The organism is Candidatus Pelagibacter communis (assembly GCF_012932795.1).
GTDB lineage: Bacteria > Pseudomonadota > Alphaproteobacteria > Pelagibacterales > Pelagibacteraceae > Pelagibacter > Pelagibacter ubique_S.
Map to the genome: position 1 here is coordinate 497,011 of NZ_LANA01000001.1, position 17,497 is coordinate 514,507.

The window sequence follows — 17,497 nt, forward strand, 5'->3', positions numbered from 1 at the left end:
ATGAAAAAAATATCTTTAATAGGAGCAGGTCAAATTGGGGGCACTCTTGCTCACTTAATAGGAACTAAAGAAGTAGCTGATGAGGTAGTACTTTTTGATGTTGCAAGTGGCATAGCTAAAGGAAAAGCTCTAGATATAGCTCAATCTTCCTCTGTTGATGGTTTTAATGTGAAATTTTCAGGTACAGACAATTATGAAGATATAAAAGATTCTGATGTAATAATAATCACCGCAGGAGTCCCAAGAAAACCAGGAATGAGCAGAGATGATTTATTAGGTATTAATTTAAAAATTATTAAACAAGTAGCAGAAGGCATTAAAAAAAATGCACCCAATGCATTTGTTATATGTATCACTAATCCGTTAGACGTTATGGTGATGGCCTTTCAAAAATTTTCAGGCTTACCAGCAAATAAAGTAGTTGGAATGGCAGGAATTTTAGACAGCTCAAGATTTAAATTATTTTTATCTCTAGAGTTAAATGTCCCTGTAAAAGAAATTGAAGCAATGGTTATGGGAGGTCATGGAGACACAATGGTTCCCCTACCAAGATTCACAAAAGTTTCAGGCAAACCATTATTAGACCTAGTGAAAGAAGGAAAGATATCTCAAGAAAGATTAGAAGAAATTAACCAAAGAACTAGAGATGGTGGAGCTGAGATTGTTAAATATTTAGAAAAAGGTTCCGCATTTTATGCACCAGCCGCTTCAGGAGTACAAATGGCAGAAGCATATTTAAAAGATGAAAAAAAATTACTTCCATGTGCAGTTCATTTAAATGGAGAGTATGGGGTAAGTGACGTTTATGCTGGTGTACCGGTAATAGTTGGCAAAGATGGTGTTGAAAAAATAGAACAAATAGACTTGGATGAAAAAGAAAAAAAAGAATTTATGCACTCGATAGATGCTGTGAAAGCATTATGGGAAGCTGCATCAAAAATAGATTCAGATCTATCTAAATAGTAATGAACATCCACGAGCATCAAGCAAAAAAAATCCTAAAAGAATACGGGGCAGTTGTGCCTGAAGGTATTTTTGCTTTCACAGTTGATGAGTTGATTGAAAAAGCAAAATCATTAAAAACAGAAAAGTTTGTATTAAAAGCCCAAATTCATGCCGGTGGAAGAGGTAAAGCAGGAGGTGTAAAAATTTTAGATACAATTGAAGAGCTAGGTGTTGCTGCAAAAGAATTATTAGGAAAAACACTTGTAACACATCAAACTGGCCCTGAAGGTAGAGAAGTAAAAAGATTATATGTGGAAGTATCTTCCAATATAGATAAAGAATTTTATCTATCGTGCTTAATTGATAGAGCAAGTTCAAAAATTGTATTTATTTCCAGCGATCAAGGTGGAATGGATATTGAAGAGGTTGCAGATAGTACACCTGAAAAAATCATAACAACAAAAGTAGATATTGTTAATGAAATCTCAGATGCTGATTGTGAGAAGATAATTAAAATTTATAGCTTAACGGATGATGCTAAAAAGCAAGCAATAGCAATAATTAAATCAGTATATAATATGTTTCTAGGCACGGATGCTAATATGGTTGAGGTTAACCCACTAATATTAACTAAAGAAAAAAACATAATCTGCTTAGACGCAAAGGTTAATTTTGATTCCAACGCGCTATTTAGACATCCTGAAATTACAGAGTTGAGAGATTTAAACGAAGAAGATCCAGCAGAAATAGAAGCGAGCAAACATGATCTTGCTTATATAAAGTTAGATGGAAGCATTGGTTGCATGGTTAATGGAGCAGGTTTAGCAATGGCAACAATGGATATAATTAAACTGTATGGTGAAGAGCCAGCAAATTTTCTAGATGTTGGTGGTGGAGCTTCAAAAGAAAAAGTTTCTGCTGCATTAAAAATAATTCTTTCAGATAAAAATGTTAAAGGAATATTAATAAATATTTTTGGTGGAATAATGAGGTGCGATGTTCTTGCTCAAGGTGTTGTTGATGCTGCCAAGGAAATAAACATAAGTGTTCCATTGATAGTTAGACTCGCGGGAACAAACTTTAAAGAAGGAAAAGAAATTCTAGATAACTCGGGTCTAAAATTAATTTCAGCAGAAAATTTAGATGATGCTGCACAAAAAATAGTAGAGGCTATAAAATAGAATGTCAGTTTTAATTAATAAAAATACCAAAGTTATATGCCAAGGTTTTACAGGTGCACATGGTACTTTTCATTCAGAACAAGCATTAAAATATGGAACTAATCTTGTAGGTGGAGTTACTCCAAAAAAAGGAGGACAAAAACATCTTGAACGTCCAGTATTTAATACTGTAGCCGAAGCAAAAAAAGAAGTTGGTGCTGATGCAACTATGATTTATGTGCCAGCAAAATTTGCAGCAGCAGCTATAATAGAAGCTATTGATGCATCTATTGAGCTTATAGTTTGTATTACTGAAGGTATACCAATTCAAGATATGCTTCGTGTTAAACAAAAGTTAAATAATTCAAAAAGTAGATTGATAGGACCTAACTGTCCAGGAATAATTACTCCTGATGAATGTAAAATTGGAATTATGCCTGGAAATATTCATAAGAAAGGTTCTGTGGGAATTGTTTCAAGATCTGGAACTTTAACCTATGAGGCAGTTGCACAAACAACTGAAAACGGATTGGGACAATCTACCTGTATAGGTATTGGTGGAGATCCAATAAATGGAACAAACTTTATTGATTGTTTGGATTTATTTTTAAATGATGATGAGACAGAATCTATTCTTATGATAGGAGAAATTGGTGGTTCTGCAGAAGAAGAAGCAGCTGAATTTGTTAAAAACCACAAAATAAAAAAGCCTATGGTTGGATTTGTAGCTGGAATAACAGCACCCCCAGGAAGAACTATGGGACATGCAGGAGCTATTATCTCAGGTGGTAAAGGTGGAGCAGAGGATAAGATCAAAAAAATGGAAGAATGTGGGATTACAATTGCAAAATCACCGTCTGAACTAGGCAAAACATTATTTAATAAATTATCTAATTGAAAATTATTTATCTGATATTATATCAATAAAATAGATGTCATCATCAAAAAATCTCGAATTCGAAAAAACTTCATTTCTTAGTAAATCTAACAATGCTTTTATTGAGCAAATGTATCTTAAGTTCATTAATAAAGACTCTGATTTACCTGAAAGTTGGCAGAATTATTTTGAAGGAATTGGAGATGAACTAAATATTATAGTTAAAGAAATTAATGGACCATCCTGGGGAGCAAAAAAAAAAGTTGATATAGACGAGCTTCAAAAAAAAATTGAACAAGAGGATAAAAATTCACTTAGCAATACTCCTCAAATTAATATAGGCCAAATAAATTCATCCAGATCAAATGAAGACTCAATTAAAGCAGTCTCAATGATTAGATCATACAGACAAAGAGGACATCTTATTGCTAAATTAGATCCACTTGGATTATTAGAGTCAGATTATTTAGATGAACTACATCCTGAATCTTTTGGTTTTAAAAAAGAAGATTATCAAAAAAAAATTTATCTTGGTGGAGTTATAAATAAAACACAATCAAATATTAAAGAGATATTAATATTTTTGAAAAAAACTTATTGTGGTTCAATCGGATATGAATATATGCATATATCAAATCCGACTGAAAGAAAATGGTTTAGAGATCGGATAGAAAAGTCAGAAGATAATATGAATTTTACAAAAAATGGTAAAGAGGCAATTTTAAATAAATTAATTCAAGCAGAGGGTTTTGAAAAATTTCTACATAAAAAATATGTAGGGACAAAACGATTTGGATTGGATGGTGGAGAAAGCTTAATTCCTGCTTTGGAACAAATAATAAAGATTAGTGGTCAGTCTGCAGTTAAAGAGGTTAAGATTGGCATGTCCCATAGAGGTAGACTAAATGTGTTAGCAAATGTTTTGCAGAAATCTTACAAAAGAATATTTAATGAATTTGCTGGAGAGATTAATGCATCATCAGAAGAAGGAGCTGGAGATGTTAAGTATCACCTAGGAGCATCTTCAAATAGAGATTTTGATGGAAATTCTGTGCATGTTAGTTTAACAGATAATCCATCTCACTTAGAAGCTGTTAATCCAGTAGTTCTTGGGCAAACAAGAGCAAAACAATTTTTTCATAAAGATAAAGAGAGAAATAAAGTAATACCTATATTGATACATGGTGATGCTGCATTTGCGGGACAAGGTGTGGTAGCAGAATGTTTTGCGATGTCTGGTTTACCAGGTCATAACACTGGTGGAACAATTCATATTATTGTAAATAACCAAATAGGTTTCACAACAAGTCCAAGATTTGCACGATCTTCACCTTATCCATCAGATATAGCAAAAATGGTTGATGCACCAATTATTCATGCTAATGGAGACGACCCAGAAGCAGTTGTTTATGCGGCTAGAATAGCTACTGAGTTCAGATTGAAATTTAATAGAGACGTTGTTATAGATTTAATTTGCTATAGAAGGTTTGGTCATAATGAAGGAGATGAGCCATCATTTACTCAACCATTGATGTACGAAAAAATTAGATCACATCCCTCTCCAGTAAATGTCTATGGGAATAAATTGATAGCTGAAAATACAATTACTAATGATATTTTAGAAAGTTCAGTAAAAGAATTTAAAAATTTACTTGATGACCAATTTAAAAATGCAAAAAACTACAAACCTCAAATTGAATGGTTTGAAGGCACATGGTCAGCATATAAACCTGAAAAAGGAAAAGATAAAAGAGGAATAACAGGCGCAGATACTAAAAAACTTTTAGAGATTTCAGAAAAAATAAATTCTTCTTCTGAAGAACTAAATTTACATAAAACAATAATCAAAATATTAAATTCAAGAAAAGAAGCAGTTAAAAATGGTTCAAACATAGACTGGTCAACTGCAGAAGCGCTAGCATTTGGATCTTTATTAGAAGAAGGATACCCTGTTAGACTAGTTGGCCAAGATTCTGGTAGAGGAACTTTTAGTCAAAGACATTCTGTTTTAAGGAATCAATTAAATAACAGCCGCTATATTCCATTAAATAATATTTCAAAAAATCAAAAACAATTTGAAGTAGTAGATAGTTTTTTATCAGAATTAGCTGTTCTAGGTTTCGAGTATGGTTATAGTCTTGTTGAGCCTAACACACTAACACTTTGGGAAGCACAGTTTGGAGATTTTGCTAATGGAGCACAAATTGTCATTGACCAATTTATTGCATCTGGTGAAAGAAAATGGACAAGAGCATCAGGATTAGTATTATTATTACCACATGGATATGAAGGTCAAGGTCCAGAACACTCATCAGCTCGTTTAGAAAGATTTTTACAATTATGCTCTAATGACAACATGCAAGTAATGAATTGCACTACACCAGCAAATTATTTCCATGCATTAAGAAGACAAATGCATAGAGATTTTAGAAAGCCACTAATTATGATGACACCAAAATCTTTACTAAGAAACAAGTATTGTGTTTCTAACTTAGAAGATTTTAATAAGGAAAATTCATTTCATAGAATATTATGGGATCATGCTGTGGACCCAAAATCTAATGGTTTTATAAAATTAAAAAAAGCCTCAGAAATAAAAAAGGTAATAATGTGTTCAGGTAAAGTTTATTTTGATTTATTAGACGCTAGAGAAAAATTAAAAAAAGATGATGTAATATTGTTCAGAATTGAACAATTATATCCATTTCCAGCCAAGACTCTTGTTAAAGAACTTAAGCCTTATGCTAAAAATGCAAAGTTTTACTGGTGTCAGGAAGAACCAAAAAATATGGGAGCATGGTTTTCAGCAAGAGACTATATACAATGGACATTAGATACCATTAACGCTAATAATAGAGAAATTTCTTATATAGGAAGAAGTCCAGATGCATCTCCTGCAACAGGATATGCAAAAAGACACATTGCACAACAGCAGGAAATTATTAATAAGGTTTTTGAATAAAATGAATGAAAAAATTTTAGTACCCGTTTTAGGTGAAAGTATAACCGAAGCAACCGTTGCTAAGTGGCTTAAAAAAGAGGGTGATACAGTTGAAGCAGATGAGGCAATTGTAGAACTGGAAACTGACAAAGTTAACTTAGAAGTTCCATCTCCTATAGATGGAGTTTTGTCTGAAATAAATTCAAAAGATGGAGAAACAGTTGAAGTCGGAGCTTTACTTGGTTCAATAAACCAAAATGGAGTTCAGTCTGCTGAAAAAAAAATAATTACAAAAATTGAGCCTAGGAAAGCAGAAAATAATGTTATTAATTTAGAAGTAAAAAAGGAAACACCCAAAGTTTTCAAAGAGCCTGAAGAAGATCCTTTAATATTAACAAATGAAATTAAAGAAGAAGCACCATTAATATTAAAAAATGAGAACAATGAAGGCAAACCCGAATCCTCAAATAAAAATAAAGAAATACTTTCTCCATCAGTGAGAAAAATTGTTGTTGAGAATAAAATTGATTTAGAAAAAGTTAGAGGCTCAGGTAAAGAGGGTAGAATTCTTAAAGGTGACCTAATTAGCATGATGGGAGAGAACCCACAGCCATCAGAAAGAAAAATTAAATATGGTCAAGAAGAGAGAATTAAAATGTCTAGGCTTAGACAGACAATTGCAAAAAGATTAAAACAAGCACAAGAAAATGCAGCATTATTAACAACCTTTAATGAAGTTGATATGACTAGCATAATGGAAATGAGAAAAGAGAACCAGGAAGACTTCCAAAGCAGATATGAGATTAAATTAGGGTTTATGTCATTTTTTGTAAAAGCATGTGTTGCAGCACTAAAAATATACCCATCAGTTAATGCTGAAATTGATGGAGACGAAATTATTTATAAAAATTATTATAATATAAGTTTTGCAGTAGGAACTGAAAAGGGATTAGTAGTACCAGTATTAAGAGATGCAGATCAATTATCATTTGCTGATATCGAAAAAAATATTAAAACTATTTCTGAAAAGGCAAGAGATGGAAAAATAACCATAGAAGACCTTCAAGGTGGAACCTTTACAATTAGTAATGGTGGAGTTTATGGCTCAATGTTATCTACTCCAATATTAAATTTACCTCAATCTGGTGTACTAGGTATGCACAATATAGTTGAGAGACCAATGGTAGTTGATGGTGAGATTAAAATTAGACCTATTATGTATCTTGCCTTGTCTTATGATCACAGAATTATAGATGGAAAAGAGTCAGTATCGTTCTTAAAAATGGTTAAAGAAAACTTAGAGGATCCAAGAAGGTTATTTTTAAATATTTAAATGTCAGATAAATTTCAAGCAGTTGTAATAGGTGGAGGTCCAGGAGGCTATGTGTGTGCAATAAGATTAGCTCAACTGGGTCTTAAAACTGCATGTATAGAATCTAGAGGTTCATTAGGAGGCACTTGTTTAAATGTGGGGTGCATACCTTCTAAAAATTTATTAAATCTTTCAGAGAATTATCATAAAGCACAAAACTTCTCTAAACTTGGGATAGAAGTTGGTGAAGTCAAACTTAATCTTCAAAAAATGATGAAAAATAAGGAAAAGGCAGTAACTGTACTGACAAAAGGTGTGGAGTTCCTATTTAAGAAAAATAAAGTTGCTTATTTTAAAGGTACTGGAAGCTTCAAATCTGCAGATAAAATCTCAATATTAGATGATCAAAAAAAAGAAACTATCATAGAAACTGAAAAAACTGTCATTAGCACAGGATCTGTCGCAGTTTCATTGCCAGGAATTGAATTTGATGAAAAAATAATTGTATCTTCAACAGGTGCATTAACTCTGCAATCGGTTCCAAAAAAAATGGTTGTAGTTGGTGGAGGTTATATAGGATTAGAGATGGGATCTGTTTGGTCTAGATTAGGTGCTGAAGTTCATGTGGTAGAATTTCTTGACCATATTACGCCAGGAATGGATAGAGAAATAGCGTCAGAATTTATGAAAATTTTAAAGAAACAAGGAATTAACTTCCACATGCAAACTAAAGTAGAGGGTATTACTAAAAACACCAATGGAGCTAGTGTTTCAACATCTGACAAAGATGGAAAAAAATTAAATTTTGATTGTGATGTTGTTCTTATATCTGTTGGCAGAAAACCTAACACTAACAATTTAAATTTAGAAGCAATTGGTGTTGAATTGGATGAAAAGAAAAGAATTATAACAAATAAAAGCTTTCAAACGAATGTAAGTAATGTTTATGCAATTGGCGATGTAATAGATGGACCAATGTTAGCGCACAAAGCTGAAGATGAAGGTATTGCTGTTGCTGAAAATATTGCAGGACAATCAGGGCATGTTAATTATGACATTATCCCAGGTGTTGTTTATACGACACCAGAAGTTGCCTCAATAGGGAAAACTGAAGAGCAACTAAAAGAAGCAAATACAAAATATAAAATTGGCAAATTTTCATTTATGGCAAACTCAAGAGCCAAAGCAATTGATGAAGCAGAGGGTTTTGTTAAGATTTTAGCAGATGAAAAAACAGATAAAATTTTAGGGGCTCATCTTATTGGCCCTCATGCAGGTGAATTAATTGGAGAAATTGGAGTTGCAATGGAGTTTGGTGCAAGTGCCGAAGATATTGCAAGAACGTGTCATGCACACCCAACATTCTCAGAAGCTGTAAAAGAAGCAGCATTATCAGTAGATAAAAGAGCAATACACTCTTAAAGTATTTTCATATTATAAAGATATGAAAGTACCGATTCTTATACCAAATATTTTTAATCATCCATTTACCTATAATTCAGATTTAAATTTAAAGGTTGGAGACTATGTAGTAGTACCTTTTGGAAAATCAGAAGTTACTGGAGTTGTATGGGATGATTTTGAAAAAAAAACAAACAAAAATTTTGCAATTAAAAAAGTTTTAAGAAAATTAGATGTTCCATCACTAAAGAAAAATACAATTAAATTCTTAAATTGGTTTTCTGAATACAATATGACCCCTAAAGGTATGGCATTAAAATTGTTATTATTAAGTAGTGGTGCCATAGAAAAGTTGCCAATTGGAGTGTATGAGCCATTCAAAATTGACATCAAAGAAAATGAAATAAAACTTTCTAAAGAGCAAAAAGATTCATTAAAAAAAATGAATGTATTAAATCAAAAATTTAGAGTTCATGTTTTACAAGGCACTACGGGGTCTGGTAAAACTGTGGTTTATTTTGAGGCTTTAAAAAAGATAATTAATAAGGGTTTTCAAGGGTTAATTCTATTGCCAGAAATTGGATTAACAGGACAATTTCAAAATAAATTTATAGAATTTTTTGGATTCAAACCTGCTGTATGGCACTCAGGTATTACAAAAAAAAATAAAGAAATTATTTGGAGTGGAATAGCAAATGATAAAATTAAAGTTGTAATTGGTGCTCGGTCATCATTGTTTTTACCTTTTAAAAAACTAGGATTAATCATTGTTGATGAAGAACATGATCAATCTTATAAACAAGACGAGGGAGTAACTTACAATGCTAGAGATATGGCAATTTCTAGAGCATCCTTTGAAAATATTCCAATCAATTTAATAACAGCCGTCCCCTCTATTGAAACTTATGACAATATTAAAAAAGGCAAATATAGTTTATCAAAACTTGATCAAAGATATTTAAATGCATCTTTACCAAAATATGAAATAATTAATCTTAATAATTCAAAGTTAGAATCTCAATCTTGGATATCAAAAGTAACAATTGAGAAAGTAAAATTTCATCTTGAAAAAAAAGATCAAGTATTATTTTTTTTAAATAGAAGAGGATTTTCACCTCATGTATTATGTAAAAAATGTTTTATTAGTTATTCATGTCCAAATTGTTCAATAAATTTGGTTTATCACAAAAACAAAAAAAATTTATTATGTCACTACTGTGGATACAAAGCTTTACTAAATAGGAACTGCTCAAAAGAAGGAAAATGTGATTTTATTTTTAGTGGGCCTGGAGTTGAAAGGATATCTGATGAAGTAAAAAAAATTTTCCCCACCAAGGAAACAACTATATTTTCTAGCGATACAATGAATAAAAAAAGTTCAGTAGATGTTTTAGAAAAAATTATAGATAATAAAATTCAAATTTTAATTGGAACTCAATTAATCTCAAAAGGATTTCATTTTCCAAGCTTAAACTGTATTGTTGTTGTTGATATCGATTTATCATCACAAGGTCATGACTTACGGGGTGCAGAAAAGAATTTACAATTATATCATCAACTCTCAGGAAGAGCAGGAAGAACAGGAAAACCAGCAACTGTTTATTTTCAAACTTATAACTTAGATACCAAAATGATAACAGACATTACAAATAAAGATCCTGATATTTTTTTAGATAAAGAACTTGAAATTAGAAGGGAAAATAATCTTCCACCGTTTCAGAGATTTATTGCTTTAATAATTACTGGCAGCAATGAAAGAGAACTTGAAAAGGAAGCTTATAAGTTTAAAGTTTTCATAGAAAGTGCTGTCGAAGGTAGAGTTCTTGGCCCTGTAAATGCACCTATATTTAGATTAAAAAGAAAGTTCAGAGTAAGACTTTTAATCAGAGGCAGAAAATCTTTAAAAGTACAGAGTTCACTAGCCAAAATCATTGAAAAATTCAAATTTCCCACTGGAATGAAACTAACAGTTGATGTTGATCCAATAAACTTCAATTAACGGTGAAAAAACAACACTTTTAGACAATGTGTGACTTGAAGAGAATTGGGTCATATGTTAATTAAAACTGAAATTTAATAAATCTTCAATTATTTATAAGGAACAATAAGTTGAGCAAAAATAAAGGTTTTTCAGAAACATCAGCTGGCAGATACTCTTTAGCACTTTATGAGTTAGCAATAGAAGCTAATAATTTAAGTGAGATTGAGGTTCATTCTGCTTCAATTATTAATTTAATTGCTTCAAGTAAAGATTTTAAATCTTTAATTAAGGATCCAACAAACAACAAAGAAGATCAATTGAATGCTCTAAGCAAAATTTCAGAACAATATAAATTAAATGAATTATTAACAAAATTTTTAAACTTTCTAATATCTAAAAGAAGATTCTTTTACTTAGATAAAATCCTAAAAAGCTTTGTTGAGACATGTTCAATTAAAAGAGGCGAGTTAAAAGCAGAATTAATTTCTGCAAAAGATCTTACTGAAGATGAGATTAACAACATAAAAGAAGAATTGACTAAAAACTTTAGTTCAAAAATAAAATTAAACTACAAACATGATGCAAGTTTAATTGGGGGTTTGATTGTGCAAGTCGGAAGCACAATGGTGGACACTTCCATTAAAAATAAATTACAACAAATCGAAAATAGGATGATAGAGGCATAAATGGATATAAACCCATCAGAAGTAACAAAGATATTAAAAGAACAAATTAAAAAATTTGGCGATAAAGCTGAAGTGACTGAAGTTGGTCAAGTTTTGTCAGTAGGAGATGGTATTGCTAGAGTATACGGGCTAGATAACGTTCAAGCTGGAGAGATGGTAGAATTTTCTGATGGATCAAAAGGAATGGCTCTAAACTTAGAAAGTGAAAATGTTGGAGTTGTAATTTTTGGAGATGATAGAAAAATTAAAGAAGGTGACGTTGTTAAAAGAACAGGAAGTATTGTTGATGCACCTGTTGGAAAAGAATTATTAGGAAGAGTCGTTGATGGATTAGGAAATCCAATCGATGGTAAAGGTGCTTTAGATAAAGCAACTAAAAGAAGTAGAGTTGAAGTAAAAGCTCCTGGAATTATTCCAAGACAATCAGTTAGTGAACCAATGCAAACAGGTTTAAAATCAATTGACAGTCTAGTTCCAGTTGGAAGAGGACAGCGTGAATTAATTATTGGTGATAGACAAACTGGAAAAACTGCAGTTGCTATTGATGCGATCATTAACCAGAAAAAAATAAATGAATCTGGTGATGAGAAGCAAAAACTTTATTGTATCTATGTCGCTATAGGTCAAAAAAGATCTACCGTTAGACAAATTCAAAAAACTTTAGAAGAAGCTGGTGCAATGGAATATACAACAATTGTAGCCGCTACTGCTTCAGATGCTGCTCCACTTCAGTTTTTAGCGCCATATACAGGCTGTACTATGGGTGAATACTATAGAGATAATGGTATGCATTCATTAATCATCTATGATGATTTATCTAAACAGGCTGTAGCTTATAGACAAATGTCACTTTTATTAAGAAGACCTCCAGGAAGAGAAGCTTATCCGGGAGATGTATTTTATTTACACAGTAGATTACTTGAGAGAGCAGCCAAGCTTAGTGATGAGCATGGTGGAGGTTCGTTAACCGCTCTTCCTATAATTGAAACACAAGGTGGAGACGTATCTGCTTTTATTCCTACTAATGTTATTTCAATTACAGATGGTCAAATATTTCTTGAAACAGAGTTATTTAACCAAGGAATTAGACCAGCGATTAACGTAGGTCTATCAGTTTCTAGAGTTGGATCTGCAGCACAAACAAAAGCAATGAAAAAAGTTTCTGGTTCAATGAAGCTGGAGCTTGCTCAATATAGAGAGATGGCTGCCTTTGCACAATTCGGATCTGATTTAGATGCATCAACACAAAAACTTTTAAATAGAGGCTCAAAACTAACTGAACTTTTAAAACAAAAACAATATTCTCCTATGACAGTTGCTGAGCAAGTAATTTCAGTTTTCTGTGGAGTTAAAGGTTATTTGGATGATGTAGAGCTTAAAGATATTGCTGAGTTTGAATCTAAGATTATTGAAAAATGTAAATCTGAAAAACCAGAAATTTTAGAATCTGTTTTAAGCTCAGGTAAGCTTGAAGAAGATACTGAAAAATCATTAGTTGAAACTATCATGGAACTTAAGAAGAACTTTAATTCTTAAAATATGGCAACACTAGACGACTTAAAAAAAAGAATAGCGAGTGTAAAGTCTACACAAAAAATTACCAAAGCCATGAAAATGGTTGCAGCCGCTAAACTTAGAAGAGCACAAGAAAATGCTGAAAAGGGAAGACCTTACTCTGAAAAAATGAATAACATTATTCTTAATTTATCTAGTGGTATTTCTGATAAGGAAAATGCTCCTAAGCTTCTTTCTGGAACAGGTGAAGATAAGGTGCATTTATGTATTGTGCTAACATCTGATCGTGGTCTATGCGGTGGTTTTAATACAAATATTATTAAAAAGGCCAAAGCATATTTTCAAAAAATATCTGATGAGGGAAAAACTTTAAAGATTATAACTGTAGGATCTAAAGGGTATGATCAATTAAAAAGAGTTTATAAAGATGATATTATAGAGAGAATATCTTTTAAAGATTCAAAAACTGTCAATTATCTAGATGCTGAAAAAGTTGGAAAAATGATAATCGAAAATTTTGAAAAAGAAGAATTTGACGTGTGTACAATTTTTTATAATAAATTTAAAAATGTAATAACTCAAATACCTCAAGAACAACAAATAATTCCTTTAAAAACATCTGAAGCGGAAGAAAATTCTTCTGAGGACAATTATGAATTTGAACCAGATGAAGATGAAATTTTAAGCAATTTATTGCCTAAAAATATATCTACTCAGATTTTTAAAGCGATGTTAGAAAATTCAGCTAGCGAACAGGGATCAAGAATGAGTGCAATGGATAATGCAACCCGAAATGCAGGTGAAATGGTTGACAAGCTAACTATTGAGTATAATAGAAGTCGTCAAGCAGCTATTACGAAAGAATTAATTGAAATCATATCAGGAGCGGAAAGTTTATAATTATGAGCAAAGGAAAAATCACACAGATCATTGGAGCAGTAGTAGACGTAAAATTTGATGGAGAATTACCAGAAATTTTATCAGCATTAGAATGTAAAAATGGAGACAACAGATTAGTTTTAGAAGTTGCCCAGCACCTCGGTGAGTCAAGTGTTAGAACAATTGCTATGGACGCTACTGAAGGATTAAAAAGAGGAGACGAAGTAACTGCAACAGGTGCTCCTATCCAAGTTCCAGTTGGTCCAGAAACTTTAGGAAGAATCATAAATGTAATAGGTGAACCTATTGATGAAAAAGGTGAAGTTAAAACAAAAGAGAAATGGCCAATTCATAGAGCTGCACCTGAATTTAGCGATCAGTCAACTGAGACAGAAATTTTAGTTACAGGAATTAAAGTAGTTGATCTACTAGCACCATATGCCAAAGGAGGAAAAATTGGTTTATTTGGAGGTGCGGGTGTTGGTAAGACAGTACTTATTATGGAATTAATTAACAACGTAGCAAAAGCCCATGGTGGATTTTCTGTATTTGCTGGTGTTGGTGAAAGAACTAGAGAAGGAAATGATCTTTATCACGAAATGATAGATTCAGGTGTTATTAAGCCAGAAGGTCCAGGATCAAAAGCTGCACTAGTGTATGGACAAATGAATGAACCCCCAGGAGCTAGAGCAAGGGTTGCCTTAACAGGCTTAACTGTAGCTGAATATTTCAGAGACCAGGAAGGACAAGACGTATTATTCTTCGTTGATAACATCTTTAGGTTTACTCAAGCAGGTTCAGAAGTTTCTGCATTATTAGGAAGAATTCCTTCAGCAGTTGGATATCAGCCTACACTTGCAACAGACATGGGTAACCTTCAAGAAAGAATTACAACTACTAACAAGGGTTCCATTACATCTGTACAAGCTATTTATGTACCAGCAGATGATTTAACTGACCCAGCACCCGCTACATCTTTTGCTCACTTAGATGCAACAACTGTATTATCGAGACAGATAGCTGAAATTGGAATTTATCCGGCAGTAGATCCCTTAGATTCTACATCTAGAATTTTAGATCCCAGAATAGTTGGTGATGAGCACTACAGAGTTGCAAGAGAAGTGCAAAAAATTCTTCAAACTTACAAATCGCTACAAGATATTATTGCGATTTTAGGAATGGATGAATTATCTGAAGAAGATAAATTAACAGTAGCTAGAGCGCGTAAAATACAAAGATTTTTATCACAACCTTTCTTTGTTGCCGAAGTCTTTACTGGTTCTCCAGGGAAATTAGTAGATTTAGAATCTACAATTAAAGGTTTTGCTGCAATATGCAATGGTGAGTATGATCATCTACCAGAAGCTGCATTTTATATGGTGGGTACAATTGAAGAAGCTGTAGAAAAAGCAGAAAAAATGGCGAAAGATGGTGCTGCATAATGAGTGAAGAGTTTAAAATAGAAATTGTAAACCCAGAAAATTCTTTTCTTTCTAGAGAAGATGTAACAGAAGTTGTTGTACCTGCTTTTGAAGGAGAAATGGGAATTTTAAAGGATCATATCTCAATTATTTCATTTTTAAAGCCAGGGATTATTAAAATCTTTTCTAAATCAAGAGAAGACAATTACTACGTTGAGGATGGAATTGTTGAATTTAAAAATAATAATTTATCAGTTCTAACAAGTTCTATTTTTAATATTAAAGATATTGATAAAGATAAAATTAGTGAACTACTTGCTCAAGCAGAAGAAAATTCAAAAAATAGTGACATTACAGATCAAAATAAATACTTAGTTGATCAAAAAATTGATGTGCTAAAAACTCTTAATTAAGAATTTCTTTTACCTTCTCTTTAACATCTTTGTACACATGTAGCTTAAAGTCTACAACTAGGTCAGTTATATTTTCAAGATCAATCCATTTCCATTCACAAAATTCAGGATTTTTAGTTTTAATATTAACTTCACTATCTTGACCTAAAAACTTCATTACAAACCACTTTTGCTCCTGACCTCTATATTTGCCTTTCCAAATAATTCCTATTAAATTTTTAGGCAAATCGTAAGAGATTAATCCATCCAATTCTTTGACTAGATCTACATTCTTGATACTAGTTTCTTCTTCTAATTCACGATAAGCAGCAGAGAGATAGTCTTCACCTTTGTCAACACCACCCTGAGGCATTTGCCAGAAATTTTTTGGATTATCAATTCTTTTTGCAACAAAGACTTTATTTTCTTTATTTATTAAAACAATTCCAACTCCACTTCTAAGAGGTAAAAGTATATCTTTATTAGTCATTTATCCATTGAGTAACTTTAAAGCAAAGTTTAATTGATTATCAGTTTCAGAATTAAATTTAAAATTTTCAGAACTTTCTATTACCTCTATATCAGGTGTTACACCTACTTCAGAAATAGATTTTCCAGAAGGTAGATAATATTTTGCAATCGTTAATCTGATAGCGCCTCTATTTTTTAGAGGTATTATTGATTGAACAGAACCTTTTCCATAACTATTTTCTCCAAGTATAATAGCTCTTTTATGATCTTTTAATGCGCCAGCAACTATTTCTGATGCTGATGCTGATCCATAATTAATAAGTACAACCAATGTTTTGCCATTTGTTAAGTCACCTTTTTTTGCAAACCATTTTCTATTTTCTGAAACTTTTCGACTTTTAGTTGATACAATTTCACCATTCTCTAAAAAGAAATCTGAAATTTTAATTGCCTGAGAAAGTAAACCGCCTGGATTATTTCTTAAATCCAAAATAAATCCTTTTAGATCTTTATTTTTATTAAATTTTTTAATATTTTTTTTAATTTGATCACTGCTATTTTCATTAAAGGAAGTCAGTCTAATATAACCAATGTTATTTTCTACAAGTTCAGATTTAACTGATTGAACTTGGATGATTTCTCTAGTTATGTTAAAGACTAATGCTTTTTTAACACCACGTCTTCTTACTGTTATTTCAATGCTTGATCCTACAGGTCCTCTCATTAAATCAACAGCTTCCATTAATGATTTTCCTTGAACCTGCACATTTTTAACTTTTACAATATAATCACCAGCTTTTAATCCTGCTTTTGAAGCAGGAGTATTATCGATTGGAGAAATTACCTTTACAACACCAGCTTCCATACCAACTTCAATACCAAGTCCACCGAATTCACCACTTGTTTCAGTTTGCATTCCTTCAAAACTTTCTGGAGTCATGTAAGCTGAATAAGGGTCTAAAGATTGCAACAATCCATTTATTGCAGCATCCATACTTTTAGATTGATCAATCTCATTTACATATTCTTTATTAATTTTTTCAAGAACTTCACCAAATAGATCTATTTTTTTATAAATATCACTATTGTCAGAATAGCTTATTTCAAAAAAAAATAGAGCTACTGTAATAAAGGTTAATAATTTTTTCATCATACTTAAATCATCACTTTTTCTTTAGGAATTAGCTCGGACCATATTTTTTCGAGTTCATAAAATTTTCTTTTTTCAGGATTAAATATATGAACAATTAGATCAATACCATCAACCAATTTCCAGTCAGAACTTTCTTTTCCTTCTATTTTAGAATTTTTAACACCATTAGCTTTTAATTTTTCTAGCACTTGTTCCGATAAAGCCTGAATATGTCTTGAAGATGTTCCGCTGGCTATAATCATATAGTCTGCCATGGAACTTTTATTCTTAAGATCGATTGAAACTATATCTAAGGCTTTATTGGAATCCAGTGTATTTAAGATGATGCTTTTAAGATTTGTATTTTTTTCCATTAATTAAATA

The 17,497-nt window shown here is 31.8% G+C and carries 15 protein-coding genes; 12 read left to right on the forward strand and 3 right to left on the reverse strand.

Annotated elements, in window-relative coordinates; translation table 11 throughout:
* The 12 genes from mdh (at position 1) to atpC (ending at position 15,531) form a co-directional block, all read left to right on the forward strand.
* The gene (gene mdh / locus VP91_RS02635; protein ID WP_169035886.1) at positions 1-963 is read left to right on the forward strand and encodes a malate dehydrogenase; all 963 of its coding nucleotides are present in this window, start codon (positions 1-3) and stop codon (positions 961-963) included.
* A 2-nt stretch (positions 964-965) separates the two neighbouring features.
* Positions 966-2,126: an ADP-forming succinate--CoA ligase subunit beta gene (gene sucC / locus VP91_RS02640; protein ID WP_169035887.1), complete on the forward strand. Its 1,161-nt coding sequence runs from the start codon at positions 966-968 to the stop codon at positions 2,124-2,126.
* A gap of 1 nt (position 2,127) precedes the next feature.
* On the forward strand, positions 2,128-3,003 hold the full coding sequence (sucD, locus tag VP91_RS02645) for a succinate--CoA ligase subunit alpha (protein WP_169035888.1): 876 nt from the start codon (positions 2,128-2,130) through the stop codon (positions 3,001-3,003).
* Positions 3,004-3,037: 34 nt separating this feature from the next.
* Positions 3,038-5,944, forward strand: coding sequence for a 2-oxoglutarate dehydrogenase E1 component (locus VP91_RS02650; RefSeq protein ID WP_169035889.1), 2,907 nt, complete (start codon positions 3,038-3,040; stop codon positions 5,942-5,944).
* A gap of 1 nt (position 5,945) precedes the next feature.
* Positions 5,946-7,256: a 2-oxoglutarate dehydrogenase complex dihydrolipoyllysine-residue succinyltransferase gene (odhB, locus tag VP91_RS02655; RefSeq protein ID WP_169035890.1), complete on the forward strand. Its 1,311-nt coding sequence runs from the start codon at positions 5,946-5,948 to the stop codon at positions 7,254-7,256.
* Complete coding sequence (gene lpdA, locus VP91_RS02660; RefSeq protein WP_169035891.1) at positions 7,257-8,657, forward strand: dihydrolipoyl dehydrogenase; 1,401 nt, start codon at positions 7,257-7,259, stop codon at positions 8,655-8,657.
* A gap of 22 nt (positions 8,658-8,679) precedes the next feature.
* Complete coding sequence (gene priA / locus VP91_RS02665; RefSeq protein WP_169035892.1) at positions 8,680-10,635, forward strand: replication restart helicase PriA; 1,956 nt, start codon at positions 8,680-8,682, stop codon at positions 10,633-10,635.
* Positions 10,636-10,745: 110 nt separating this feature from the next.
* A complete protein-coding gene (gene atpH, locus VP91_RS02670; RefSeq protein WP_169035893.1) occupies positions 10,746-11,303 on the forward strand; it encodes an ATP synthase F1 subunit delta in 558 nt (185 codons plus the stop codon).
* A complete protein-coding gene (gene atpA, locus VP91_RS02675; protein ID WP_169035894.1) occupies positions 11,304-12,839 on the forward strand; it encodes a F0F1 ATP synthase subunit alpha in 1,536 nt (511 codons plus the stop codon).
* A gap of 3 nt (positions 12,840-12,842) precedes the next feature.
* A complete protein-coding gene (locus VP91_RS02680; RefSeq protein ID WP_169035895.1) occupies positions 12,843-13,718 on the forward strand; it encodes a F0F1 ATP synthase subunit gamma in 876 nt (291 codons plus the stop codon).
* Positions 13,719-13,720: 2 nt separating this feature from the next.
* Complete coding sequence (gene atpD, locus VP91_RS02685; protein ID WP_169035896.1) at positions 13,721-15,139, forward strand: F0F1 ATP synthase subunit beta; 1,419 nt, start codon at positions 13,721-13,723, stop codon at positions 15,137-15,139.
* Positions 15,139-15,531 carry an ATP synthase F1 subunit epsilon gene (atpC, locus tag VP91_RS02690; RefSeq protein WP_169035897.1) on the forward strand — a complete coding sequence of 131 codons (393 nt, stop codon included), beginning with the start codon at positions 15,139-15,141 and terminating at the stop codon, positions 15,529-15,531. Before atpD ends, atpC begins: the two co-directional genes overlap by 1 nt.
* On the opposite strand, the gene VP91_RS02695 is transcribed toward atpC, so the two are convergent.
* The 3 genes from VP91_RS02695 to rsfS are packed head-to-tail and all read right to left on the reverse strand — an operon-like array spanning position 15,524 to position 17,487.
* Positions 15,524-16,000, reverse strand: a complete 477-nt coding sequence (locus VP91_RS02695) for an RNA pyrophosphohydrolase (RefSeq protein WP_169035898.1) — start codon at positions 15,998-16,000, stop codon at positions 15,524-15,526. The genes atpC and VP91_RS02695 overlap by 8 nt on opposite strands.
* Complete coding sequence (locus VP91_RS02700) at positions 16,001-17,131, reverse strand: S41 family peptidase (protein WP_169036158.1); 1,131 nt, start codon at positions 17,129-17,131, stop codon at positions 16,001-16,003.
* A gap of 5 nt (positions 17,132-17,136) precedes the next feature.
* Positions 17,137-17,487 (reverse strand): ribosome silencing factor, encoded by a 351-nt coding sequence (rsfS, locus tag VP91_RS02705; RefSeq protein ID WP_169035899.1) that lies wholly within the window; start codon positions 17,485-17,487, stop codon positions 17,137-17,139.
* Positions 17,488-17,497 lie beyond the last annotated feature (10 nt).

What these genes read in the sequence shown, in the direction of transcription:
- lpdA (WP_169035891.1), top strand. Translation starts at nt 7,257, where the DNA reads ATGTCAGATAAATTTCAAGCAGTTGTAATAGGTGGAGGTCCAGGAGGC.
- atpD (WP_169035896.1), top strand. Translation starts at nt 13,721, where the DNA reads ATGAGCAAAGGAAAAATCACACAGATCATTGGAGCAGTAGTAGACGTA.
- VP91_RS02695 (WP_169035898.1), bottom strand. Translation starts at nt 16,000, where the DNA reads ATGACTAATAAAGATATACTTTTACCTCTTAGAAGTGGAGTTGGAATT.
- mdh (WP_169035886.1), top strand. Translation starts at nt 1, where the DNA reads ATGAAAAAAATATCTTTAATAGGAGCAGGTCAAATTGGGGGCACTCTT.
- VP91_RS02650 (WP_169035889.1), top strand. Translation starts at nt 3,038, where the DNA reads ATGTCATCATCAAAAAATCTCGAATTCGAAAAAACTTCATTTCTTAGT.
- odhB (WP_169035890.1), top strand. Translation starts at nt 5,946, where the DNA reads ATGAATGAAAAAATTTTAGTACCCGTTTTAGGTGAAAGTATAACCGAA.
- rsfS (WP_169035899.1), bottom strand. Translation starts at nt 17,487, where the DNA reads ATGGAAAAAAATACAAATCTTAAAAGCATCATCTTAAATACACTGGAT.
- priA (WP_169035892.1), top strand. Translation starts at nt 8,680, where the DNA reads ATGAAAGTACCGATTCTTATACCAAATATTTTTAATCATCCATTTACC.
- atpC (WP_169035897.1), top strand. Translation starts at nt 15,139, where the DNA reads ATGAGTGAAGAGTTTAAAATAGAAATTGTAAACCCAGAAAATTCTTTT.
- sucC (WP_169035887.1), top strand. Translation starts at nt 966, where the DNA reads ATGAACATCCACGAGCATCAAGCAAAAAAAATCCTAAAAGAATACGGG.
- VP91_RS02700 (WP_169036158.1), bottom strand. Translation starts at nt 17,131, where the DNA reads ATGAAAAAATTATTAACCTTTATTACAGTAGCTCTATTTTTTTTTGAA.
- atpA (WP_169035894.1), top strand. Translation starts at nt 11,304, where the DNA reads ATGGATATAAACCCATCAGAAGTAACAAAGATATTAAAAGAACAAATT.
- VP91_RS02680 (WP_169035895.1), top strand. Translation starts at nt 12,843, where the DNA reads ATGGCAACACTAGACGACTTAAAAAAAAGAATAGCGAGTGTAAAGTCT.
- sucD (WP_169035888.1), top strand. Translation starts at nt 2,128, where the DNA reads ATGTCAGTTTTAATTAATAAAAATACCAAAGTTATATGCCAAGGTTTT.